Genomic DNA, 24,656 nt, shown 5'->3' with positions numbered 1-24,656 from the left:
CCGATTCGTCGGTGCACAAGGCCCGTTCTCGACCGAGCGGGGAGACGCTCCCGCCGCCCCGTCGGGGCGCGGTCGCCAGGCGCAGGGGGCTCGTCACGGGAGGTGCACACCGTGCGGATGCAGTGCAGACCACGCGCTCCCGCACATCTACGATCGGAGGCATGGCCGAGTTCATCTACACCATGAAGAATGTGCGCAAAACGCACGGGGACAAGATGATACTGGAGAACGCGACTATCCAGTTCTACCCCGGTGCCAAGATCGGTGTGGTGGGGCCGAACGGGGCCGGGAAGTCGAGCGTGCTGCGCATCATGGCCGGACTCGACCACCCGAACAACGGTGAGGCCTTCCTTTCCCCCGGTTACACGGTGGGGATCCTGCAGCAGGAGCCCCCGCTGAACGAGGAGAAAACCGTACTCGGCAACGTCGAGGAGGGCGTTGGCGAGATCAAGGAGAAGCTGGACCGCTTCAACGCGATCGCCGAACAGCTCGCCACCGATTACACCGACGAGCTCATGGCCGAGATGGGCAAACTCCAGGAGGAGCTCGACCACGCCGAGGCGTGGGAGCTGGACTCGCAACTGGAGCAGGCGATGGACGCCCTGCGCTGTCCACCCCCCGAAGCCGAGGTTCGTTACCTCTCCGGCGGTGAGCGTCGCAGGGTGGCGTTGTGCAAACTGCTGCTGAGCAGGCCCGACCTGTTGCTGCTGGACGAGCCCACCAACCACCTGGACGCCGAGAGCGTGAATTGGCTGGAGCAGTTCCTTTCCAACTACTCCGGCGCCGTGTTGGCCGTGACCCACGACCGCTACTTCCTGGACAACGTGGCGGGCTGGATCCTCGAGCTCGACCGTGGCAACACCTACCCGTACGAGGGCAACTACTCGACCTATCTGCAGAAGAAGTCCGAGCGGTTGGCGGTGCAGGGCAAGCGGGACGCCAAACTGCAGAAGCGTCTCAAGGACGAGCTGGAGTGGGTGCGCTCGAACACCAAGGCACGCCAGAAGAAGTCGCGCTCGCGTCTGGAGCGCTACGAGGAGATGGCGGCCGAGGCCGAGAAGACCAAGAAGATGGATTTCGAGGAGATCCAGATTCCGCCGGGCCCGCGCCTGGGCAACCTCGTGGTCGAGGCCAACGAGATGAGCAAGGGCTTCGAGGGCAATCTGCTCATCGACAGGCTCTCGTTCACGTTGCCGCCCAACGGCATCGTGGGAGTCATCGGCCCCAACGGTGTCGGTAAGACGACCCTGTTCAAGACCATCGTCGGCCTCGAGGAGCCGGACAGCGGTCAGGTGCGGGTCGGTGACACGGTCAAGCTCAGCTATGTGGACCAGAACCGCTCCGGCATCGATCCCAACAAGAACGTCTGGGAGGTCGTCTCGGACGGGTTGGACCACATCCAGGTCGGCCAGGTCGAGATGCCTTCCCGCGCTTACGTCAGCGCCTTCGGTTTCAAGGGAGCCGACCAGCAGAAACCTGCCGGGGTGCTCTCCGGCGGTGAGCGCAACCGGTTGAATCTCGCGTTGACGCTCAAGCAGGGTGGGAACACGCTGTTGCTGGACGAGCCCACCAACGACCTGGACGTGGAGACGTTGTCCTCACTGGAGAACGCGCTGCAGGAATTCCCCGGCTGTGCCGTGGTGATTTCCCACGACCGGTGGTTCCTCGACCGGGTGGCCACCCACATCCTCGCTTGGGAGGGTGACGAAGAGAATCCGGCCAAGTGGTTCTGGTTCGAAGGTAACTTCGAGGGGTACGAGAACAACAAGATCGACCGGTTGGGCGCCGAGGCCGCACGTCCGCACCGGGTTACCCATCGGAAACTGACCCGCGGCTGAGGATCGGAGAGTCGACTTGGCGAGGGAGCGCGGTTCGCGGATAAGCAGCCCCGGCCACGAACTTCTGGAATCCGCTCGGCAGTTGCGCTGGCGGGTTCCGGAGCTGGCACTGTTGTTCGCCAACCGCGCGACTGCCGCTGCCCGCCAGGCCGGGGACACCGAGCAGCGACTCCGGGCGGAGGCGATCGCGCTTTTCGCCGAGAACCGCTTGGGGCGTTCGGTCACCGCCACCGAACGCGCGCTCGGAGCCTTTCGGGACGCCGAGCGCGCGGGCTCCACGGAACCGCTCGGAGAGCTGCGGGTCGAACTGGCTTGCTGTGCCCGTGGCAGCGGCAGTCTCGATGTGGCGTTGCGCGTACTGCATCCGTTGCTGGAGCTGGAGCGTGTTCCGGCGCGGCTGCGCGCGCACGCGCTGGTCGAGTTGTGTGGTGCGTTGCCGATGCACCGTCGTGCGGCGGAGCGTGTCGAGGCGTTGGACGAGGCCGACCGGCTCTACGCCGCCGAGTCGACCGAGGACCAGGACACCACGCGGCTGCTCCGTGCCAGAGTGGCGGGCGTGCGGGCGGCTCACTACCGCGGTAACGGTGAGTTCGCGCTCGCGATCGAGTCCGCCGCGGCGGGCCTCGACTTTCTGGAACGTCTCGGTGACCCGGCCGCCGACAGCGGGGAGGTCCGCGCCGGGCTGGTGCTCGAACAGGCACAGTCGCTGTTGGATCTGGGCAAGCAGGCCGAAGCGCTGCGGTCTGCGGCCGAGGTCTTGCGGCAGCCGCTCCGTGCCGCCGCCGCGGCCCCGGTCGGTTGGCTGCGACTCGCGGTGGCGACCAGGGTGCACGTGCCTTCCGGGCAGCACTCGGCCGCGGTCGAGTCGTTGCGAGAGGCTCTCGACGGTGGGCGCAGACACGAGCTGTTCGATCTGCAGGCCGCGGTACTGAACACGCTGTCCGCGCTGCACGAGAAGGCGTCCGACCTTCCCGAGGCGTTGCGCTGCGTTCGCGATGCCTACTCGGCCGATCACCACTGGCGCAGAACCGTCGAACAGGCCAGGCTGCGGCTGCTGGAGGAGTTCCCGGCGCCGAACTCCGCGATCCCGCGGCAGCAGTCCGAACACGGCGGGCACGATTACGACCGGCACGGTCACCCTGTCGAACATCCGTCACGAGGTCCGTTGACTCCCGCGGCGAGCGACACGGAGCCCGCGACGGAGGACCCGGACACCCGGCAGCAGGCTCGGCGGTTGATGAACACCCTGCTGTCCGGTGGGGCGCCGAGTACGCGGGACTCCGCGACCGTGCCGCAGCAGCACGAAGGTGCCGGCACCGGTGATCGTCGTTCGGCCGGTGCGGGGGACGGTACGGCCGCTCACCGTTCCGGTGCCGCCCTCGGCGAGGTCGTCACGGCGGGTGGAACCGTCGCGGGCAGACGCCATCGGGCGCCGGACGGAGCCGAGGAACACGGCGCGACCGATCCGCACCACCCTACCGATCCCGTTGGGTCTGCCGATCCCGTAGCCCCGGGCGGGTTCGAGCGAGCGGTAGCGGCGCCCGACACCGAGCGGCAGGGTGAGTCGGATGCTCATCGCCCACCCCGTGAGTACGGCGGTCGGGAGGACATCGACTTTCCCGCCGAGGCCCCGGCCGAAACCGGATTCGGCGGGACCGCCACGGAGGCGGAGAGCGGCTCGGGAAGCGGTTTCCCCTCGTCCTCCAGCACCCCCTCCTCGTCCTCCCGCACCGAGGACGTGACCACGATAATGCCGGTCGTCCCGAGCTTTCCGGAATCGGAGCCCTCGGGCGAGGAGCCCGGTGATCAGGCGGTCGGCCACACGGGCTGGCCCCCGTCCGACCCGCAACCGGGCGGCATGACCGAACCCGTCGAGCCCCGCCGTTCCCGTGCCGCTGATTCCTCCCCGGAGCACGGTTCCGAGCCGCTCCACGAGCACGCCGCGGCAGCTCCCTCCGACTCGGTCCCGCCCGAGTCGGACTCCACGGGAGCCAGGCGACGAGCGGAGCCGGCCGAGGCCGAGGAACCACCGGCCCGGCGGTCGCACGGTCGCTCGCTGGACGAGATCCGTGCCGCGCTCGAAGCGGAGGGCAGGGGCACGCCCCGCCAGCGTCGGAGTCGTTCCGCGGCCGCCGAAGCCACCGAGGAGGCCGGGAGCGCCGCGGAGCCCGGTACGCCCGCCCGACCCGCCACCCCCGCGCGCCCCGGAGGACGCCGTCGCCGTGCGGAACCCCCGGAACCGGCCGCCTCCGGGGAGCAGGCCGCCTCCGCGGAACGAACCGAATCGACGGCACAGGTGGGCCACGGCGGCTCGGAAACTTATCCCGAGTTGGGCGAGAGCTCCGGCGACACCTCGCGTGAGACGACTTCCCGCCCTGCGGTCCCGGAGCACCTGCTGGAGCAGAGCAGAGAGTTGATCAGGGACTTCTCCGGGATGGACGTTTCCGAGAGTGCCGAATCCGGTGCGGGTCAGGCCGGACTGGCCGATCTGCTCGCGGAAGCTCTGGTGGCCTACCGCCACGGCAACCGGGCCGACGACACCGCCGGTGCCGGGCAGTCCGCTCCGGCGAAGGCGACTCATGCGTATCCCGAGGCTCCGGAAACCTCCTCCGGAGTGGACTCCCCGGTCGCGCGAAGCTCTCGGCGTTCCGGTGAACCCGAGATGCCTTCCGAGGACGAACCGGCGGCCCGGACGGGAACGGATGACACCGCGTTCCGGGGACGTAGACGACACGCCGCGGGGGAGACCGAGACCGGCGAGTCCCACAGTTGGACCCCCCGGATCCGTTGATCGCCGTCCGCCCCTCGTGCGCGCTTCCGGTGTTTTCGACGCAGGTGGGGTGTGCCCCGCTGCGGCCCGGTTCTACTTGATCTGTTCAGCCCGTCACCGATCACGGCGTCGAGCACTCTAGGGTGGTCGTGTTGGCACAACGAGGTGCCGCTAGTTGTGGAGCTGCGTGACGATGACCTCTGAATCCGGACAGTTGAGTACCGAGTACGCCGTACCGAACGGGGAGCGGACATCGTGGGCGTCCGACCCGAGTGCGGTGACTCCCGAGTATCTGACGAGCCTGGTGGAGCGAGCCGTGCGAACGGTCCCGGAACTGGCCCACCTGCTACGTACTTACTACCGCCACGTCCCGGCCGAGGAAGTCGTGAGCGAGGAGCCGGACGATCTCGCCGGTGCGCTGCGCTCGCACTACGAGTTGGCCGCGCACCGTGCGCCCGGACGTGCCATGGTGCGGATATTCAACCCGACCCGCGCCGTCGAGGGGTGGTACAGCCCCGCGTCGGTGGTCCAGCTCGTCACCGACGACATGCCTTATCTGGTCGATTCGGTGATCGCCGAGTTGTCGCGCGCCGGTGCGCAGGTGCAGCGCGTGGTCCATCCCATCGTGGTGGTGCGGAGGGACGTCGCCGGTGAGCTGCGGGAGGTGTTGCCCGGTGCGGACCCCTCGAACCCGCCCGAGGACGCCCTGGCCGAGTCGTGGATGTTCCTCGAGATCGACAGATTGGCCGATCCGGCTCGGATAACCGAGCTGGAGCACGGCCTGCTGCGGGTGTTGACCGATGTGCGCGAGGTCGTCGAGGACACCGACCGCATGCACGAGACCGCTCGCGAGCTCGCGAAATCGCTGGAGCGGGACGGTTCCCGGCCGACCGTGGAGCAGGCCACCGATGCCGCCGCCCTGCTGCGCTGGCTGGCCGAAGGACATTTCACCTTCCTGGGGTACCGCCACGACGAGGTGGTGCCCGACGAGGATTCCGGCGGCCCGGCGCTGCGACCGGTGCTCGCGTCCGGTCTCGGGGTGCTGCGCTCCGACGACGGGGCCGTCCGGCCCCTCTCCGCCGGTCCGAACACGCTCCTCGACTCCCCGGACGACGAGTTGCTGGTGCTTACCCAGGCGAGCGCGAACTCATCCGTACATCGTGCCGGCCATCCGTTCTACGTGGGGGTCAAGACCTTCGACTCCGACGGTGGGATGTCCGGTGAGCACCGCTTCATCGGGCTGTTCACCACCACCGCGCTGCACGAGAACGTGCTGGAAATACCGGTTATAGCCCGCCGGGCCCGGGAGGTGATCCACCGTGCGGGGTTCCCGTTGGAGTCCTACTCCGGGCAGCGCATGCTCGAGGAGATCCAGAGCTACCCGCGTACCGAGCTGTTCGCCACCGGCTCCGACACCCTGCTGGAGATCATCACCGGGGTGCTCGCACTCGCGGAACGTCGCAAGCTCAAGCCGTTCCTGCGGCGCGACCCCTACGGTCGGTTCTTCTCGTGCCTGGTTTACCTGCCGCGCGATCGATACACCACCCGCTCCCGCCTGGCGATGCAGGAGGTGCTGCTTGCGGAGCTGGGTGGAACGGGTCTGGAGTACAGCACCCGGGTGGGTGAGTCCGCGCTGGCCCGAGTGCATTTCGTGGTGCACACCGAACCGGGAAGCAGGCTCGACCCCGATGTCAACCGGGTGCAGCGCAGGCTCAGCGAGGCCATCCGTACCTGGGACGACGACATGGTCGAACAGGTCGAGTCGGAACGCATGGGCGACCGCGGGGAGGCGCGACGGGACGGTCGTCTCGTCTCGTTCGGTTCCGAGGCCATCAGCGAGGTCGGGCTGCGCTACGCGGCGGCCTTCCCCGAGGCGTACAAGGAGGATTTCGAGGCCTCCGACGGTCTGGTCGATCTCCGCAGACTGGAGACGCTCTCCAGCCCCGGTGACCTCGCGATGTCGTTCTACGCGCCGCGTGACGCCGGCCCGGGAAACCGTCGTTTCAAGATGTTCCTCACCGAGCGGGTGACACTGTCCCGGGTGCTTCCGGTGCTGCAGAGCATGGGCGTGGAGGTCGTGGACGAACGGCCCTACGAGGTTTCCCCCGACGACGACACCGTCCGTTGGATCTTCGACTTCGGGCTCCGTCCCGGCCAGGGCGTGCTGGATCAGTCCGACGGCGAACGGATCGACACGCTCCGGGAGCGGTTCGAGGAGGCGTTCCGGGCCGCCTGGCAGAGCGATGCCGAGGTCGACAGGTTCAACTCGCTGGTGCTGCGAGCGGGACTCACCTGGCGGCAGACCACGGTGCTGCGTGCTTACGCGAAGTATCTGCGGCAGGTCGGGGTGGCCTACAGCCAGGACTACATCGAGGACGCGCTGATCACGCACGAGTCGATCACCGTGCGGCTGATCAGGCTGTTCGAGACGCGTTTCGATCCGAACCTCGCGGAGACGTTGCGGTTCTCCGGGGAACAGGAACTGATCGACGCCGCCGAGCGGGCCATCGAAGAGGTCACCAGCCTCGACGCCGATCGCATCCTGCGTGCCTACCTCGGACTGATCCGGGCCACGCTGCGCACCAACTACTTCGTCGAGGACGAGCGTTCGCGGCCCCGCTCCTTCCTGTCGTTCAAACTGGAACCGCAGGAGATCCCCGGGCTGCCCGAGCCGCGGCCGCAGTACGAGATCTTCGTGTACTCTCCCCGTTTCGAAGGGGTGCACCTCAGGTTCGGCTCGGTGGCGCGCGGCGGGCTTCGCTGGTCCGACCGTCGGGAGGACTTCCGTACCGAGATCCTGGGCCTGGCCAAGGCGCAGGCGGTCAAGAACGCGGTGATCGTGCCGGTGGGCGCCAAGGGCGGGTTCGTCCTGAAACGCCAGCCCGCACCGACCGGAGACCCCGTGGCCGACCGGGAAGCGGTCCGCGGGGAGGGGGTCGCGTGCTACCGCATGTTCATCTCCGGCATGCTCGATCTCACCGACAACCTGGTCAACGGACAGGTGGTCGGTCCGGGGCGCGTGGTCCGACACGACGACGAGGACACCTACCTGGTGGTCGCGGCCGACAAGGGGACCGCGACGTTCTCCGACATCGCCAACGAGGTCGCCGAATCCTACGGCTTCTGGCTGGGCGACGCCTTCGCCTCCGGCGGCTCGGTCGGTTACGACCACAAGGCCATGGGCATCACCGCCAAGGGCGCCTGGGAGAGCGTCAAGCGGCATTTCCGTGAGCTCGGCACCGACACGCAGCGCGAGGAGTTCAGCGTCGTCGGAGTCGGCGACATGGGGGGTGACGTTTTCGGCAACGGGATGCTGCTTTCCGAGCACATCCGGCTGGTGGCGGCCTTCAACCACATGCACGTGTTCATCGACCCGACCCCGGACCCCGCCGCCTCGTTCGCCGAGCGCTCCCGGCTGTTCGCCATGTCGCGCTCCACATGGGACGACTACGATCGCGACGTGATCAGCGCGGGCGGCGGTGTCTGGCCGCGTTCCGCCAAGTCCATCCCGCTCAATCCCGAGATCCGCGCCGCGCTCGGAATCGACGACCACGTGGCCCGGTTGGCACCGGCCGAACTGATCAGGGCGATCCTGCGGGCCCCTGTCGACCTGCTCTGGAACGGTGGCATCGGGACCTACGTCAAGGCCAGTACCCAGACCCACGCCGAGGTGGGGGACAAGGCCAACGATCCGGTGCGGGTGGACGGTGCCGACCTGCGTGCCCGCGTGATCGGTGAGGGCGGCAACCTCGGGATGACCCAGCTCGGGCGTATCGAGTTCGCCCGCAACGGTGGCAAGGTCAACACCGACGCGCTGGACAACTCGGCGGGTGTGGACTGCTCGGACCACGAGGTCAACATCAAGGTGTTGCTGGACCAGCTGGTCGCCGAGGGACGCCTGGACCGGGATCGGCGCAACCAGTTGCTGCGGGAGATGACCGAAGAGGTCTCCGAGCTGGTGCTAACCGACAACTATCGCCAGAACGCCGTGCTCGGTACTTCCCGTTCGCACGCGACCCAGATGCTGTCGGTGCACGCCAGGCAGGTCGCCGAACTTGAGAAACGCACCGGCCTCGATCGTGAACTGGAGGCGTTGCCGACCTCGGGGCAGTTCCGGGAGCTGGAGAAGGCCGGTGACGGCCTCACCTCACCGGAGTTGGCGACCCTGATGGGACACGTCAAACTCGCGCTGAAGCAGGACGTGCTGGCCAGCGACCTGCCCGACACGGAAGCCTTCGCCTCGCGGCTGCCCGAGTACTTCCCGCGACCGCTGCGCGAGCAGTACGGCGATGCGGTGCGCCAGCACCCGCTGCACCGGGAGATCACCACGACCCTGCTCGTCAACGAGGTGGTCGACGGTGCCGGTGTCTCCTACGCGTACCGCCTGGCGGAGGAGATGAGCGCCGACACCACCGACGCGGTTCGTGCCTTCGAGGTGGTGACCGGTGTTTACGATCTCCCCTCGCTGTGGGAGGAGATCGAAGGGCTGCACGGCACGGTGCCCATCGACGTCGTCGACTCCATGGTTCTGGAGACCCGTCGCCTGCTGGATCGGGCCTCCAGGTGGCTGCTTTCCAACCGTCCGCAGCCGCTGGCCATCGGTGCCGAGATACATCGCTTCCGTCCCGTGGTGACCGAGTTGGCCGAGTCGGTGTGGGAGATGCTGCACGGGCGGGCAGCGGCCAACGCCGAGACCGAGACCGACCGGCTCGTGAGTCGGGGAGTGCCGAAGCGGACCGCACGGCGTGTCAGCACGTTGTTGGACACGTTCGCACTGCTGGACATCACCGAGATAGCGGAGTTGGCGGAATGGGACGCGGGCACCGTGGCCGAACGCAGCCCCCGCGAGAGCGCCGAGCTCTACTACGCGTTGTGGGAATACCTCGACATGGAGCGGATGCTGGTGTCGGTCGCCGAGCTGGAGCGTGGCAACCGGTGGCACGCGTTGGCGCGGCTGGCGCTGCGGGACGATCTCTACGCTTCGCTGCGTGCCATCGCGGTGGATGTGCTGCGTAGCAGCGATCAGGAGGAGCCCCCCGAGAACAAGATCGCCCAGTGGGAGTCGGCGAATGCCTCCCGCATCGAACGGGCCCGGGCGTCGTTGGAGGAGATCAAGCGTTCCGGACGTCAGGACCTGGCGACACTGTCCGTGGCGGCCAGGCAGCTGCGCAGCATGGTGCGCTGACGGCTTCCCCTCGGGTCGGGTTCGTTCACCCGCGGCTCGACCCGAGGGGCCGCCCGCTCGGTCCGACCGAGGGTGGGGCGTTCGTCGGATCCGGTTCCGTACCGTGGCCGCGTACGGTGTAACCGGGGCCCCGGGCGGCGCGGTCGCTGTCCGACCCCCGTTGATCGGCTGTGCGCTAAGGAAGGCAGAAGGTGGGAGCCTACGTCACCGAAGTGCCCCTGCGGTGGTCCGATATGGACGCTTTCGGGCACGTGAACCATGCCAGAACCGTGACGCTGCTCGAGGAGGCCCGTGCGGGGCTGCTCTTCAACGAAGCGGAACGGCGGGGCCACGGCGGTATGGCGGAGGGAATGGTGGTGGCCCGGTTGTCGGTCGACTACCGCTCCCCGGTGGAATACCACATGGGGGCCGTGCAGGTGCGCATGTCGGTGCGTGAGCTGCGCACGGCCTCGTTCGTGGTCGACTACGCCGTCGCCGCGGGTGGTGACGATTCGGTGGCCACTGCCGAGACCCTGATGGTGCCCTACGATCTGCGAGCCGGACGTCCGCGTCGCCTCACCGAGGGTGAACGTTCGTTCCTCGCGGAGTGGGTACTCGATCCGCTCGTGAACGAGGAGCAGCGAATTGCCTGAACTGCGAATGCCCGGTTCGGTCGAACGTGACGACCTGAGCGCGTTCGTGGCCCGTGCCGTGCGGCTGGACGGTCAGGCCGTCGTGCGGTTGCGGAACAGGTCCGACGCCGAACGGATCGATGTCTGGTCGGCCACCCCGTTCGACGCGCTGTGCACTCGTTCGGTGGGTGGTGAGGTCCAACCCGCCGACGTGAGCGTCTCGGGCAACGAGCTGTTGGCCGCGTTGACGGTTTCCAACGGGCCGGTGATGGATCCCGGCCCGGAGCGGGATCTGCTGTGGCGCTCCGAGCTGCCTCCCCCCGGAGGATGGCGGCACGTGGATGACCTGCCTGCCAGGGTCGTCGGAGAGGTGGCCGAGCAGGGGGTCGGTGTCGCCAGGCAGAACGTGGGGCCGAAGGGCACGCCGCCCGCTTCGCTGATGGATCAGGAAGTGTTCACCGTCAGCGGCTCGGGGCTGCACGTCAAAGTTCCGCTGCGCTGCTTGTTCGTGTTGACCGGGATGGGTTTTCTGGTAAGCGATCCTCCGGAGGAGGAGATCGTACGGGTCAGCGCCACCGAGACGTGGCTCCGTATCGACTCCCGGTTCGGGGCGGTGGTCCGGCGGCGGCACGCTCTGCTGCCCTTGCTGACCTGATCGAAGTTTGCCGCTCGGGGCGTCGGGTCGCTGCTTGGCGGGACCTCCCGGTCGACTCAGGTCAGCCACACCGCCGTGTTCGGTGGGATGCGTTCGCCCTCTAACGATCCGCTGCACAGCACGACCGTGCCCGGCGGTTTCGGCACGCTCGTACCGGAAGCGTTCAGCGCGCACGTCAGGTCGGTCCGGTCACAGCGAAACGCCAGACAGCCGGGCGGCGCCCCGTACCAGCGCACTGTGGTGCGGTGCGCGATTTCGTGGCGGCGTCGCAGTTCCATCGCGTTGCGGTGCAGCGACAGCGTCGACAACGGGTCCTCCAACTGTGCCTCCACGGTGCTGGCGGCCCAGTTGGGTGGGGTGGGCCACCAGTTTCCGGGCGCTGCGGAGAAACCGAACGGTGGTTGCGTACCCTCCCAGGGCATCGGGCCGCGGGCCGGGTGGCTGCTCGTACGATCGGGTTTCTCGGCTTCCGGCAGCCCCAGTTCCGTTCCGTTGTCCACACCGACCGCCCCCGGCAGGGCGAACTGGACCAACGCCATCGCTCGTGCGCGGGCCAGCCCGTGCGCACCGCCTCCGAACCGGGTGGTCGGGCGTGGGTTTTCCCATGTGGACAGCGTCCATACCGGTGTGCCCGCGTTGCTGTCCGAATCCGCCAGCACGGTCTCCACGATTCGGCGTATCTCGGTGGCGTCGAACCGTGACAGGCTGAACCGCAGGTCCACGCCCACGTCCAGCTCCATCAGGTCACCGAGGCCGGTGCGCCAGCCGTCGACCAGGCCACCGAGCATGACCGAGTCCCCTCCGTCGAGCACCGAGCGGATCATTCGCACGATCCGATGCGCGGATTCGTCGATCGGGCCGGTGATGCCCGGTAGCGCGGCGATCCGGAACCCGTCGACGCCGTGATCGCTCCAGAACCGCAGCGACTCCGCCAGTTCCCGTTGGTTTTCGCTGTGAACGATCTCCGTGCCGTCCACGGCGAGGTCCAACGCCACCCGCATTCCCGCCGCGTGTGCTTCGGTCAGCAGCGTTTCCAACGAGTCCAGGGTGCCGATCAACGGCTCCACGTCCCGCCCTTGTCCGGGGCGTCCCACCGGTGAAGCCAGCACACCGGTCAGCCAGATGGCGTCGATACCGATCAGTTCCAGGTACCCGAGTCTGTCCCGAACGCCCTCCAGATCACCGACCCCGTCGGCATCGGAGTCGCTGAACGCCCGGACATCGACACGGTAAAAAATTCGGTTTTCCCACCAGCCACGCCCTGTCGTCGAGTCTTCGCGGCTCAATTCGCTCAAGCCCACGGTGGCCCATCCTGTCACTGAGTTTTCCCGCCGCAGCGCTGTCGACGGGACCACGATCGGGTGGATCTTGAAATCTCGTCGGCTCGAACGAGGTGTCGTGCCGTCATCCGCAGTCCACGCACCACGGCTTCCCCGCGCCACGCTTCCGACGTCCTCGGAACCGCCATCCCCGAGAGTGATGGCCCCGAGAGTGCTGGTCCCGAGAGTGACAGCACCGCTGCCGGTCGCGGAACCCGCGGTGCGAGCCACCGGCGTGGTGTTCCGGCGTCGACGCGTCGGTGCACCTCCCACCGGTCGTCGATACGGCGGGAGGGCTCGGTCAGTTCGCGGTCAACCACACCGCCGAGTTCGGCGGTAGCTGCCCCTCCACCAGCGGACTGCTGGCGAGGAGGAGTTCTCCCGGCGGGAGCGGTACCCGTTGCTCCGAGGTGTTCAGCGCGCAGATCACTCCGCCGACACCCCTTCGGAACGCCAGACAGCCGCTCGGGGCTCCGTACCATTCCACGGTGTCCTCGTCGAAGAGCCCCGCGGTTCCGGAGCTCTCGTCGACACCGGCCTCCGCGGGAGCGGTGCGTTTCAGTTCCAGTTCCTGACGGTACAGCGAGAGGGTGGAATCCGCGCTTTCCAGCTGTGCCTCCACGGTGAGCTCTCGCCAGTCCGCCGGCACCGGTAGACAAGAGGTCGGGTTCGTACTGAAACCGTAGGGTGGCTCGCTGCCCTCCCACGGCATCGGCACCCGCGCGCCGACGAGTTCGCCGGGGTGGCTCTCGGTGGCGGAGGCGATGACCTCGGGCAGTCCGAGCTCCTCCCCGCTGTCGATGCACACGACTCCGGGCAGCGCAAGTGTCACCAGTGACATCGCTTGCGCCCGCGCACGCCCGAGTTCGCCGCCGCCGTACCGGGTGACCTGTCGCGGGGTGCTCCGGCCGGAAACCATCCAGCCGGGGCGCGTTCCGAACTCCCGGCAGGCGGCCAGTTCCTTGCTGATCGCCTCCTGGATTTCACCCGCCTCGAACTCCGCCTCCGCGAGGGAGCGGTTGAAGTCGACGTCCCACACCCCCCGGCTGGACTGCTGTTCCTCCACCAGGGAGCCGATCAGCCTGTCCGACTCCTCCGCCAGTGCCGCCCTGATGGCGCGGGAGGTGTCCGGATCCAGTCCCTGAGCCTCGGGCCCACCGGAGTTCCCACCGCGACGGGAGAGGGCGAGGCGGAAACCGTCGACTCCCCGGTCGGTCCAGAACCGCAGCGTGCGGACCAGCTCCTGCTGCGCCCGGGGCTGCCGTAGATCGGAGATGTCCGCGCCGATGTCGAGGGTCACCCGCAGATCGCAGTCGTGGGCGGCCGTGGTCAGGTGTTCGAAGGACTCCAGGACCGCGGCGGCCTGCCGCGGTTCGCCGATGTTGGGCCCCACACCGGTCATCGCGACCCCGGTCAGCCAGACCGTGTCGATGCCGAGCAGTTCGAGATACCCCAGCCGGTGGCGCAGGCCGTCCAGATCGCCGACACCGTCACCGTCGGAATCCGCGAACAGTCGGATGTCGATCGCGTAGTGCGTCGCGTCCCACCACCAGGGAAGTTGCTCCTGGCCGGGGGCGTCTTGTTCTGTCCAGCGGCGCACAGTGGTCACCCCTTAACTGTCCGGCCACCGTAGCCGAGTGTCCGGCGATTGGGCCGATGCGCCCGGACGCTGGCTGCGACGCCGGTCTCCGGTGTCGATGTTGTCGATAACCGTAATACCGCGAACTCCGTCGCGGTGTCGTGTCGGATATTCCAGCACCCACACCGCCGCCGGTGGTCGCTGGGGAGATCACCGGAGAACGGCGGTCCGCTGTGGACCCGTCCGAAAGGACCGGTTCCTGCGGGGTGGCGGCGATCGAACAGGTCGGGTCAGGGTACGCAGCGGGGACGTGGCCTGGTGGACGATCCCGAGTCGACCAGGGGGTCAGCCACGGAGTGGGCGGTTCGGCGGGCCGACCGGCTCGGGCGGACGCGGAATCAGAACCACGAGTTGACCATGCTGTGTGCGGCCATCTCGAAGTACTGCCAGAGCCGGTCACGCTGTTGCCGCGTCAGATCCACCTCGTCCAGGGCGATTCGCATACAGCGCAGCCAGGCGTCGCGTTCGGCGAGGCCGATCTTGAAGGGGGCGTGCCGCATCCGCAGTCGAGGGTGCCCGCGCTGCTCCGAGTAGGTCTGCGGACCGCCCCAGTACTGCATCAGGAACAGACGCAGTCGCTGCTCGGCGCCGCTGAGATCCTCCTCCGGGTACAACGGTCTGAGCAGCTCGTCCTTGGCGACCTCCTCGTAGAAGCGGGCCACGATGGTTCGGAAGGTGGCCTCGCCACCGACCTCGTCGTAAAAGGTTTCCGGAGTGCTCACATGCCCTCCTCGGGAGGCTTCGACGTCACTGCTGTTCGCCTGGCTCCGGCATCAAGCGTCCAGCCGGGTAGGGCGGCTTGATGTCCGCCTCGTCGTAGGCCCGCTTGATCTCGGCGCGGAGCAGGCGCTGCACGGCCCACTGCTGTCCCGGACGCACCTTGGCGGTCAACCGCAGCGTGATCGTATCCGAGGTGATCTGGTTGATACCGAGCATCTCCGGGGGCTCCAGTACGTCCTTGGAGAGCGGTTCCCGTTGTGCCGCCGAGGCCGCGACCGACTGCGCCACCTCCTGCGCGCGCGCAACGTCACTGCTGTGTGCCACGGGCAGATCCACCACCGCCACGGCATAGCCCTGACTGGAGTTGCCCACCCGCAGGATCTCGCCGTTGCGGACGTACCAGACGGTGCCGTTGATGTCGCGCAGCGTGGTGACTCGCAGTCCCACCGTCTCCACGGTACCGCCGGCCTCGCCGAGGTCCACCCAGTCACCGACCCCGTACTGATCCTCGATCATCATGAACATGCCGGACAGGAAGTCGCGGACCAGATTCTGCGCGCCGAAGCCCAGCGCGACACCCACGATTCCGGCCGAGGCGATCAACGGTGCCAGATCCACACCGAACTGGCGCAGCACGTAGAAACCCGCGAACACGAAGACCACGAAGCTGATCACCGACTTCAGCACCGACCCCAGCGTTCGCGCGCGCTGGCTCCGCTGTTCGGCCAGCGTCTCGCCCGAGACCGCCTCGCCGCGCCGCTCCCGCAGTGGCTGCAGCAGCTTCGGTGCCTCGCCGTTGGTGCGGCTGAGCCTGGTGATGATCCGGTGCAGCACGTATCGAGCCAGGAACGCCACCACCACGATCAGCAGGATCCGCAGCGGGGTGGCGATCAGCATCTCCGAGTAGTTGGCCAGCCACGCGTTGCTGGTCCAGTCGAAGACGGTCTCGCACCACCAACTGGAATCGTCCGAGCAGCGGGACTGTGCCAGGGGCAACGTGGTCGTCATGGTTTCGGGGCTCCATGCGGACGTTGGAAAGTTCTTCACGGTCGGCGTACGAATGGGGCTTCCCACACGTGCGCTTCGGCGATCCGACGGATGGGCCGGTCTGCCCGATCTCGGCGAGCGAATCCGGCGTTGTCGAGCGAGCTTCGTGAACGCCCCGCCGTCCACGACGCGAGCGGGTGCTCACGTGGAGCACCCGCCGCTGACCTGCTATTTCCGGATGAGTCCGGTGGCTTCCGCGAGAAACGCGAAATGGTCGGTCGCCATGCCCACACTACGGGAGACCGAACGCGCCGAATGCCCCACCTCCGTCTCGCGCCGGAGCAGTACGGGGCGCTTGTCCGGTGGTGAACTCGTCGCGTGCTGCAGTGCCGCGCACATCTTGCGCGCGTGCATCGGGTCGACCCGGCTGTCCGACTCGAACACCGACAGCAACACCGCCGGGTACTCGATGGCCTCGCCGATGTTGTGGTACGGCGAGTAGGACAGCAACCATTCGAGTTCCTCGGGGTTCTCGGCGCTGCCGTACTCCTCGCTCCACAGTCTGCCGAGCAGGAACTTCTCGTAGCGCACCATGTCCAGCAGCGGGGCCGAGCACACCACTGCCCGGTACAGCTCGGGGCGTTGCGTCAGCGCCGCTCCGACCAGCAGCCCACCGTTGGAACCACCGCTGATGGCCAGCTGGTCCGAGGTGGTCCAGCCTCGCTCGATCAGGTGCTCGGCCGCGGCGTGGAAGTCGTCGAAGACGCGTTGTTTGTTCTCCCGCATGCCCGCTTGATGCCACTGTTCCCCTTCCTCGGCGCCACCGCGCAACGAGGGCAACGCCCACACGCCGCCCGCGGCCACCCACGCCAGCGCGTTGGGGGTGTAGGCGGGTTCCCTGGACAGCGCGAAACCGCCGTAGCCCGTCAGCAGCGTGGGCAGCGGCCCGTGCTGTGGGGTCGCGGGAGCCAGCACGAACATCCGTACCGTGGTGCCGTCCGCGGAGCTGTAACTCAGCTGGGTGCTGGTTATCTCCGGTACGGCCTCCTGGCCCGGGGCGTGTTCCACCGCTTCCGTCTCGTCCGTGGCCATCGAGTAGGAGTACACGCACGGTGGCGTGGCGAAATCGGTCCAGCCGAGCCAAATGCGGTCACGGCCGGTCGCGGTCCGGGTGTCCACCGTGTTCATCGTGGTCACCTGCCCGGTGCCGGGCAACGGCACCACCCGGCGGAGCTCGCCGGTTCCCGCGTCGTGCAGCGTCAGTTCGGACACCGCGTGTGCGGTGCGCAACACGGCCAGTCGTGGCTCCGAACCCGTGCCGTCGAGCCAACGCGAGGTCTCCAGTACCGAGTCCGGATCCTCCGGGATCAGCTCCGTCCATTCGCTCGGGTCCGGTCGGTTCGGATCGGCGACGCAGAGCCTGCCGCGCGGCGCGTCCAGCGTGGTGCGGATGTACATCCACCCGTCCGGTTCCACCCGAGCGCTCGCCTGCACGCCCTGCTCGTCGTCCAGCACGCGTCGCAGCTCGGGAGCGCGGTCACCGTTTCGCAGGTCCGCTAGCCACAGCGAATCACGACGTGCCGTTCCCGGACTGCCGTGCACCAGCAGCCAGTTGCCGTCCGGTGACAGGCTCACGGAGTAGAAGTAGGTGTGATGCAGCTGTTCGCCGTGGACCAGCACGTCCTCGTCCGGGTCGGTTCCCACCCGATGCAGCCACACTCGGCGGTGGAACTGGCGCTCGTCCTCGGGGACCAGTTCGGGGGCGATCCTGCGGACGTAGTAGAACTCGGCGCCACCGGGAAGCCAGGCCACCGCGGAGTAGCGGCACCGGTCGATGGGGCCTTCCAGCAGTTCGCCCGTGGTCACGTCCAGCACGTGCAGCAGCGACTCCTCGTCCCCGCCGCTCGAGATCTGGTAGGCGAGTCGATCCCCCTCCAGGCTGGGGCTCCACCGATCCAGCGTCGTCAGCCCGGACGGATCGAGCTCGGTCACGTCGAGCAGCCGGCGAACCGTTCCGCTCGGTTCCCGCACGAACAGCACCGGGAACTCCTGGTCGCTCTCCCGTCTGGTGAAGAACGAACGGCCGTTGCGCCACACCGGCGCCGAGACCGACCCCGTGCGCAGCAGTGTGCTCAGTCGCTCGGCGATCTCCTCGCGCCGGGGCAGGTTGCGCAGCCACGCGTCGGTGAGCCGGTCCTGCTCACGTGACCACGCCGCGCAGGCCGGGTCCGAAGGGTCCTCCAGCCAGCGGTAGGGATCGTGCACCTCGATTCCGTGCGGCCTTTCCACCGTGTCCGTGCGATGCGCGTTCGGATATGACTCCGGCAATGACTGAACCTCGTTCACTCCCCGGACGATACGGGCATCGAAAACGTTCGTCCGCTCACACGACGCGGGCGGTCGGTGGGGTGCCGAATCGGTCGGAGCCGAATGATCGGAGTGGCTTCCCCACCGCGGGTAACCGTACATTTTCGATCGTGTTGTCTTCTCGTAGTCGAATTTTCGATATCCGATCGGTCGGTGCGGCGCGGATCACACGTGCGTTCCGGGCGGGTTCTGTGTTCGACTGATGCACATACACGGTGGAGGTGGTCGAGTGCCCGACCGAAAACCGATCCCGTGCGGCGCTCCGAAGGCGGCGCCGCCCCGCGCCCCCGCGCGTCCTGCCGGACGTAAGCGGGGCCACCGGCTGTCGGCCTCCGCCGACAGATCGGAGGGCGTGGGCGCTTGGCCGAAGCGGCGGGTGCTACTGCTGAACACGACGTTCGAACCGTTGACCGCACTGCCCGTGCGCAGGGCGATCGTGTTGCTCGTCTGCGGCAAGGCCGAAGTGGTGCACGGTGATTCCGCTGGATCGATGTTGCATTCGGCGACGCACAGCATCGAGGTTCCCTCGGTCATCAGGTTGAGCCGGTTCGTGCACGTGCCCTATCGCGGGCGGGTTCCGCTGTCCCGCTCGGCCCTGATGTTGCGGGACAACCATCGCTGTGTTTACTGCGGCGTGCGTGCGGAGACCATCGATCATGTGATTCCTCGGAGCAGGGGTGGTGCACACACCTGGGAGAACTGTGTGGCCTGTTGTACGCGTTGTAACCACCGAAAGGCCGATCGGACGCTTCGTGAGCTCGGGTGGCGCCTTCCGGAGACGCCGAAGGCCCCGCGCGGCAGGCACTGGCGCCTGTTGGCCGGCGCGACCGACCCCGACCCGATGTGGCTGCCCTATCTCGGCGAGGTCGCATCACACTGAACGGTGAGGTGGGCCGTCGTTCCCGGTGCTCGGCCCGGCACGATGAGCACCGCGGCTCTGGCCTGGTCGCGGTGCGCCTCCTACCGGTTCGCCCGGTTGCCCTCCGCTTCCTCGGCGCTCGTCACCCCGCCGTCCGCCCCAGCGCCGCTCGCCCCAGCGCCGGGTGACAGCTCGGCGTCCGTTCGGTCCGCCCGTTTCGGTGCCGCCGTCGGCGGATCCACCCGTGCCGGAGACCGAGTCGCGGGAGTCGTGACTGCCGCTGATCCGTACTCCGCGGTAGCGGCCGCTGATCCGAACACCGCCCAGTGAGCTGATCCGCACACCCGCACGGCCACTGATCCGCACACCGGCCTCTCCGCTGATCCGCACGCCGCTCCGGCCACTGATCCGCACTCCCGTGCGGCCGCTGATCCTTACCCCCGCGCACCCGCTGATCCGCACACCCGCCCGGAACCGGCTTTCGGTACCGGCTCCGGTTCCGGTTCCGGTTCGGAACACCTGTTTCGAGTACGCAGTGTGTTCATTCGGGATGAATGCGTAACACGGAAAGATCAAATTGGTGCTGCTGTTCCCGGTTTCGACGGTCATCTTTGTTTCCTCACGTGTTCGGAACTGCTCCTGTCATGGATGCGATCAATTACGCAAGATCCATACAGGTGAAATCTAGAATCGGAAACTGTCCGGTACAAGCCGCCAACTCGACCCCTCCGAGCGGCCGTCCGGTTCGGCTCCGAATGGCGGTTCCGAATGGGGCGAAAGCAGCACCGAAGGTGCCCGGGATCACGAAACGGTGGCCCTCTTGATGCGTATTTCGTGAGCGCTCGACTACTTCACGGGGTCGCAGGCGGGGTCTCCCGGGGCCGGCGAGGTTTTCCCAGTGGGTGAGGCGGGGAGCACAGGTAGTCGACCGCTGGTGGGGGAAATCGGATACCGTGCTGGTGTGACTGTCGTGCAGACCGTACTCTTCTTGGCCGTGATACCGGCGGCTGTCTACGGCCTCGTCATGTTGATGGTGCTGTGGCCGAGACTGCTCCGTGCCCGTTACCGCCCGAACGGGGAGTGGAACTTCCCGTCGGTGCTGTGGGTGGCGAACCCCGCCGGTGTGAGCCCCGGCAGCCCACCCACCGATCACGCGGAGTCCGAGGCGGAGTCCGGTACCGCAAGGGGAGGCGCTCGTGGCAACTGGTGAGATGACCCGAACAGCAGCGGACGTGAACCCTGCCGAGATCGAGGCGGGCCACGCTCTGACGGCTGGTGGTCGGCTGTCGATCGCGCGCCGTATCGAGCCGGAGCGCCCGAAGCTGCCGTTCTCCCCGGCGGAGCTGGCCCGGCTGGACGAGGCGCTGACACTGTCCACCCGTACGACCGGACTCGAATTCGCGATCTATCTCGGTGAGCTGGGAGAACAAACCCGTGATCGTGCCGAGCAGATCCACGCCGGTCTGGGCGACCGCGCCTCGCGCGGGGTGCTCATCGCCGTCTCGCCCGCCCAGCGTTGCCTGGAAGTCGTCACCGGCGAACAGGCCCACCGCCGAGTACCAGACCGCACCTGCAACCTGGCCGTGATGAACATGGTCGCCTCCTTCAAGGAGGGGGACCTGATCGAGGGGCTGATCAGCGCGTTGCGGATGCTCTCCGACGCGGCCGGCACCGAGTTCGAAGCCGAAGGCGAGCATCACTGACAGGGGATTCCAGCTGAGGGGCTTCCAGCTGAGGGGCTTCCAGCTGAGGGGCTTCCAGTCGGGGTCTCTCAGTTCGGGGTTTTCCATGTGGGGATTTCGGGCTCCCGCTCCGGGTGTTTCGGTACCGGAATCGCCGAAACACCCGGCGAGTGCCGGAACGCCCGCTCCTGATCCGCCTGCGGTGGTGGCGGAGACTCAGAGCAGTCCGAAGTTCTGGAAGTGCCGGAACATCTCGTAGGACGACGACGTGGTGGCCACGGCACCCAGCTGGCGAGCCCGATTGGCGTGCTGCAGCTGTCCGCGCTGCGTGCCGAAGACGATCAACGGTATCTCCATGCCCAGGTCGCGCAGCTCGCGCAGGAGCGCCAAGCCCGCGTCGGTGATCCACTGGCCGTCCTCCTTGCGGGCCATGTCCGAAACCACCAGGCGGTAGGGTCGTTTGGACACTTCGGCCACCGCCTCCGAGGTGGTGGCCGTGATGGTCACCCGCACCCCGTTGTTGCGGAGCTGCTCCACGAGCAGTGCGTGGCTCTGGGCGCGATCGGTGACCCACAGCACGGCGAACGGTTCCGGCCCCACCGGTGCCTGCACCGGGGGCAGCTCGGACGACTCGGGGTCGCCGTCCAGTTCCCACCCGGAGGGCTCCTCGGGCGTGCTCGCCCCGTCCCCGCCCCGGCCCGGGGGCGCCGTGGCCACCGGCACCGTTTCTCGCTCGTCCAGGCGACTGCTCAGGATGCTCAGTTGCCGCTGCAGGTCCTGGATCATCTCGTTCTGTTGATCGTTGAGCTCGTGGAAGGTGAGCCGCTGCCCGCCTACCTCGAACTCCAGTTCGCGTTTCTCGGCGGTACGCAGCACTCTTCCGATGGCCTGGCGGAAGAGCAGCAGTACCAGCAGAGTGATCAGCGGCCACAACAGCGTGGCGATGGCGGTTATCAGCTCGGGCATCGGCCGCTCCACGACGTGTTGGACGGTGCGCGATCACGAGCCTACGCGCGGTGATCCTGCGACTGGGTGATCTTCGCCGGATGCCACCCGGAAGGGCGTGCTCGCGGCGGTGCCGTCCGGTGGGGGAGCGGGCAGCGGCGTGCCCTCGCGTCGGGGATCGGGCGCGGGGTCCGCGAAGGGGACTTCGCGGACCCGGCCGCCCGTGCTGTGCTCCCGGTCAGGAGCGGTCGAACTCGCGTGCCGTCAGCGCGCGAACCACCCCGGCACGGCCCTCCGAGACCAGGCGCCGCAGGGCCGAGGGGTGCTCCCCGGCGAGCCAGGCGTCCGCGGCCTCGACCGTCTCGGGATCCACGGACCAGGAGGGGAACAGCCCCATCACCGTCGGCTGTGCCCGCTCGCTGGAGCGCCGTTGCCACACCTCGTCGATCTCGTCGAAGTAACGCCGTACGTAGGGGGTCAACAGCTCGTGCTGCGCGGGATGCTGGAACCCGGAGATGATCGCCTCGTTGATGGCGTTGGGCAGTTCGTCGTCGTGCACGGCTCGCTGCCACGCCCGTTCCTTGGCCTCGGGGGTGGGGATGAGCGCCCGGGCGCGCTCCGCACGCCGCTTACCGGTGGCGGTGGAGTCGGACGCCAGCTCCGCGTCGATCTCGGATTCCTCCGCCGCGCCGTGGGCCACCAGGGCGTGCAGCAGTTGCCAGCGCAGGTCGGTGTCCACCACCAATCCCTCCAGCACCCGTGAACCGTCGAGCCAGCCGCGCAGCAGGGTGAGCTTGTCCTCGTCGAGCTTCGCGGCCGTCAACGCGTTGACGAAGGCGAGCTGGTTGTCCGAACCGGGCCGGGCGGCACGCGCCAGCTCCAGCAGTCGATCCGTGTAGCGCTGCCAACCCTCCGGTTGCCAACCGGGGTCGGCATAGGCACCCAGTGCCGTGCGCGCCTGCATCAGGACCCGCTGCACCACGCCGATCTCGGATTCGCCTCCGATACCGCCGGCGGTGTCCTTGCCGAGCACGAGGCTGACGAAGTCGCGTGCCCGCATCTCCGCGTCCCTGGTCATCTCCCAGGCCGTCGACCAGCCCAACGCGCGCGGCAACGACTGGTCGATGTCGGCGATCCGCTCCACCAGGGTCGCCAGCGACCGCGAGTCCAGCCGCATCGTGCAGTAGCTCAGGTCGTCGTCGTTGACCAGCACGAGCTTGCCGCGCGGTACTCCGACGAGTTCGGGGGCCTCGGTGCGCTCACCGGAGATGTCGAGCTCGACCCGGTGGGTGCGGACCAGCTTGCCCGTGGTGGGGTCGTCGTCGTAGACGCCCACCGCGATGCGGTGCGTGCGGTACTCGCCCTCGCCCGGACTCGCGGGACCCTGCAGCACCGTGAACTCGGTGAAGCGGTCCTGCTCGTCGGTCTCGAACTCGGGGCGCACCGTGTTGAGCCCGGTGGTTTCCAACCACTGCGCGCTCCACCACGACAGGTCCCGCCCCGACGCCTCCTCCAGCGCGGTGAGCAGATCGGACAACCGCGCGTTGCCCCAGGCGTGCCTGTCGAAGTAGATCTTCAACCCGCTGAGGAAGTTCTCCAGCCCCACGTAGGACACCAGTTGCTTGAGCACCGAGGCGCCCTTGGCGTAGGTGATCCCGTCGAAGTTGACCTCGACGGCCTGCAGGTCCTCGATGTCGGCGGCCACCGGATGGGTGGAGGGCAGCTGGTCCTGCCGGTAGGCCCAGGACTTCTCCACGTTCGCGAAGGTCGTCCAGGCGTGGTTGTACTCGGTGGCCGAGGACTGCGCGAGCACGCTGGCCCAGGTGGCGAAGGACTCGTTCAGCCAGAGATCGTCCCACCAGCGCATGGTGACCAGATCCCCGAACCACATGTGCGCCATCTCGTGCAGCACCGTTTCGGCGCGGCGCTCGTAGAAGTACCCGGTGACCCTCGACCTGAAGACGTAGTCCTCCAGGAAGGTCACGCAGCCCGCGTTCTCCATGGCGCCCGCGTTGAACTCGGGCACGAAGCACTGGTCGTACTTGGCGAACGGGTAGGGCACGCCGAACGCCCGCTGGTAGAAGCCGAATCCCTGCTTGGTCTCGGTGAACAGCCGTTCGGGGTCCAGGTACTCGGCCAGTGAGGCACGGCAGTAGAGCCCGAGCGGGATCTCGCCCTCCGGTCCGCTGTACACGTCGCGCCATTCCGCGTAGGGACCCGCCACCAGCGCCACCAGGTAGGTGGAGATCGGAGGCGTGGCCTCGAAGGTGTGCGTGTTGCGGGTCTCGCTGGACGCGGTGATCTCGCCGGGCGAGTTCGAGACCACCCGCCACGTGCTCGGTGCCGTCACCGTCAGCTGGAAGTTCGCCTTGAGGTCCGGCTGGTCGAAGCAGGCGAACATCCGTTTGGCGTCGGCCGTCTCGAACTGGCTGTAGAGATACACCCCGCCGTCCACGGGATCGACGAAGCGGTGCAGCCCCTCACCGGTGTTGGTGTAGTGGCAGTCGGCGCGTACGACCAGCTCGTTCTGCTCGGCCAGCTCGGGGAGCGCGATGCCCGTTTCCTCGTCGTAGTCGGACAGGTCCAGTTCCACGCCGTTGAGGGAGGCGTTGTGCACCTGTGCGGCCATCAGATCGATCCACGTGGTGGTGCCCTGCCGGGCGGCGAACCTTACGGTCGTCTTTGATCCGAAGACCTCCACGTTCTCCCCGCTCGCGGCGTCGGACAGGTCGAGCTCGATCGCGTAGGAGTGAACGCGCAGCAGTTCGGCGCGCTGCTCTGCCTGTTGGCGGGTCAGGTTCGGCGGAGCCACGGATCACCTCGTTGATCGTCGTCGGATGGGGTCGGGCCGCGGGTCACGCGACGCCCGGAAACAATCATGCCGGAATGAAATCACGCTCCGGCACGGCGTCCCGTCCGGGCGCGCACGTCGCACCGGGTGCGGGCGTGCTTCGTTCGCCCGCTCGCGCTGCCGCTTCCCGCGATGTGGGCGGAAACCGCGTCCGGTGTGCGCCCCCGCATCCGGAAATCCACGGCACCCGGGAACACGAGAGCCCCCTCGGGTGGTTGACCAACCGGA

Annotated in this window: 15 protein-coding genes; 8 read left to right on the top strand and 7 right to left on the bottom strand. The window is 67.9% G+C overall.

Going from position 1 to position 24,656, the window contains the following annotated elements; genetic code table 11:
- The first annotated feature begins 161 nt into the window (after window positions 1-161).
- The 5 genes from ettA (at window position 162) to BLR41_RS19050 (ending at window position 11,059) form a co-directional block, all read left to right on the top strand.
- Window positions 162-1,838, top strand: a complete 1,677-nt coding sequence (gene ettA / locus BLR41_RS19070) for an energy-dependent translational throttle protein EttA (protein ID WP_092630905.1) — start codon at window positions 162-164, stop codon at window positions 1,836-1,838.
- Window positions 1,839-1,854: 16 nt separating this feature from the next.
- Window positions 1,855-4,629 carry a hypothetical protein gene (locus tag BLR41_RS19065; protein WP_092630902.1) on the top strand — a complete coding sequence of 925 codons (2,775 nt, stop codon included), beginning with the start codon at window positions 1,855-1,857 and terminating at the stop codon, window positions 4,627-4,629.
- A gap of 172 nt (window positions 4,630-4,801) precedes the next feature.
- Window positions 4,802-9,793 (top strand): NAD-glutamate dehydrogenase, encoded by a 4,992-nt coding sequence (locus BLR41_RS19060; RefSeq protein WP_092630899.1) that lies wholly within the window; start codon window positions 4,802-4,804, stop codon window positions 9,791-9,793.
- A 191-nt stretch (window positions 9,794-9,984) separates the two neighbouring features.
- Window positions 9,985-10,425, top strand: a complete 441-nt coding sequence (locus tag BLR41_RS19055; RefSeq protein WP_092630896.1) for an acyl-CoA thioesterase — start codon at window positions 9,985-9,987, stop codon at window positions 10,423-10,425.
- Window positions 10,418-11,059 carry a DUF8185 domain-containing protein gene (locus tag BLR41_RS19050; protein ID WP_092630893.1) on the top strand — a complete coding sequence of 214 codons (642 nt, stop codon included), beginning with the start codon at window positions 10,418-10,420 and terminating at the stop codon, window positions 11,057-11,059. The genes BLR41_RS19055 and BLR41_RS19050 overlap by 8 nt, the downstream gene beginning before the upstream one ends.
- A gap of 56 nt (window positions 11,060-11,115) precedes the next feature.
- Here BLR41_RS19050 and BLR41_RS19045 read toward each other — a convergent pair whose 3' ends face one another.
- From BLR41_RS19045 to BLR41_RS19025, 5 genes are all read right to left on the bottom strand, one after another.
- The gene (locus tag BLR41_RS19045; protein ID WP_425426932.1) at window positions 11,116-12,360 is read right to left on the bottom strand and encodes an alpha-amylase family glycosyl hydrolase; all 1,245 of its coding nucleotides are present in this window, start codon (window positions 12,358-12,360) and stop codon (window positions 11,116-11,118) included.
- Between the two features lie 319 nt (window positions 12,361-12,679).
- Window positions 12,680-13,978 carry an alpha-amylase family glycosyl hydrolase gene (locus BLR41_RS19040; protein ID WP_245694499.1) on the bottom strand — a complete coding sequence of 433 codons (1,299 nt, stop codon included), beginning with the start codon at window positions 13,976-13,978 and terminating at the stop codon, window positions 12,680-12,682.
- Between the two features lie 377 nt (window positions 13,979-14,355).
- Window positions 14,356-14,739: a globin gene (locus tag BLR41_RS19035; protein ID WP_092630887.1), complete on the bottom strand. Its 384-nt coding sequence runs from the start codon at window positions 14,737-14,739 to the stop codon at window positions 14,356-14,358.
- Between the two features lie 25 nt (window positions 14,740-14,764).
- Window positions 14,765-15,745 (bottom strand): mechanosensitive ion channel family protein, encoded by a 981-nt coding sequence (locus BLR41_RS19030; protein WP_092630884.1) that lies wholly within the window; start codon window positions 15,743-15,745, stop codon window positions 14,765-14,767.
- A 207-nt stretch (window positions 15,746-15,952) separates the two neighbouring features.
- A complete protein-coding gene (locus BLR41_RS19025) occupies window positions 15,953-18,052 on the bottom strand; it encodes a prolyl oligopeptidase family serine peptidase (RefSeq protein WP_245694498.1) in 2,100 nt (699 codons plus the stop codon).
- A 391-nt stretch (window positions 18,053-18,443) separates the two neighbouring features.
- Between BLR41_RS19025 and BLR41_RS19020 the strand changes: the two genes are divergently transcribed.
- The 3 genes from BLR41_RS19020 to BLR41_RS19005 all read left to right on the top strand — a co-directional run bounded on the left by BLR41_RS19020 (window position 18,444) and on the right by BLR41_RS19005 (window position 20,653).
- Window positions 18,444-18,971, top strand: a complete 528-nt coding sequence (locus BLR41_RS19020) for an HNH endonuclease (RefSeq protein WP_245694497.1) — start codon at window positions 18,444-18,446, stop codon at window positions 18,969-18,971.
- Window positions 18,972-19,920: 949 nt separating this feature from the next.
- Window positions 19,921-20,160, top strand: coding sequence for an aa3-type cytochrome oxidase subunit CtaJ (ctaJ, locus tag BLR41_RS19010; protein WP_245694496.1), 240 nt, complete (start codon window positions 19,921-19,923; stop codon window positions 20,158-20,160).
- Window positions 20,147-20,653, top strand: a complete 507-nt coding sequence (locus tag BLR41_RS19005) for a DUF5130 family protein (RefSeq protein WP_092630872.1) — start codon at window positions 20,147-20,149, stop codon at window positions 20,651-20,653. The genes ctaJ and BLR41_RS19005 overlap by 14 nt, the downstream gene beginning before the upstream one ends.
- Window positions 20,654-20,848: 195 nt before the next feature.
- Here BLR41_RS19005 and BLR41_RS19000 read toward each other — a convergent pair whose 3' ends face one another.
- Window positions 20,849-21,598, bottom strand: a complete 750-nt coding sequence (locus BLR41_RS19000; protein WP_092630869.1) for a DNA-binding transcriptional response regulator — start codon at window positions 21,596-21,598, stop codon at window positions 20,849-20,851.
- A gap of 217 nt (window positions 21,599-21,815) precedes the next feature.
- Window positions 21,816-24,389 (bottom strand): aminopeptidase N, encoded by a 2,574-nt coding sequence (pepN, locus tag BLR41_RS18995; protein WP_092630866.1) that lies wholly within the window; start codon window positions 24,387-24,389, stop codon window positions 21,816-21,818.
- Window positions 24,390-24,656 lie beyond the last annotated feature (267 nt).

Source organism: Actinopolyspora mzabensis (assembly GCF_900101095.1).
GTDB lineage: Bacteria > Actinomycetota > Actinomycetes > Mycobacteriales > Pseudonocardiaceae > Actinopolyspora > Actinopolyspora mzabensis.
This window is presented reverse-complemented; position numbering and strand designations above follow the sequence as displayed.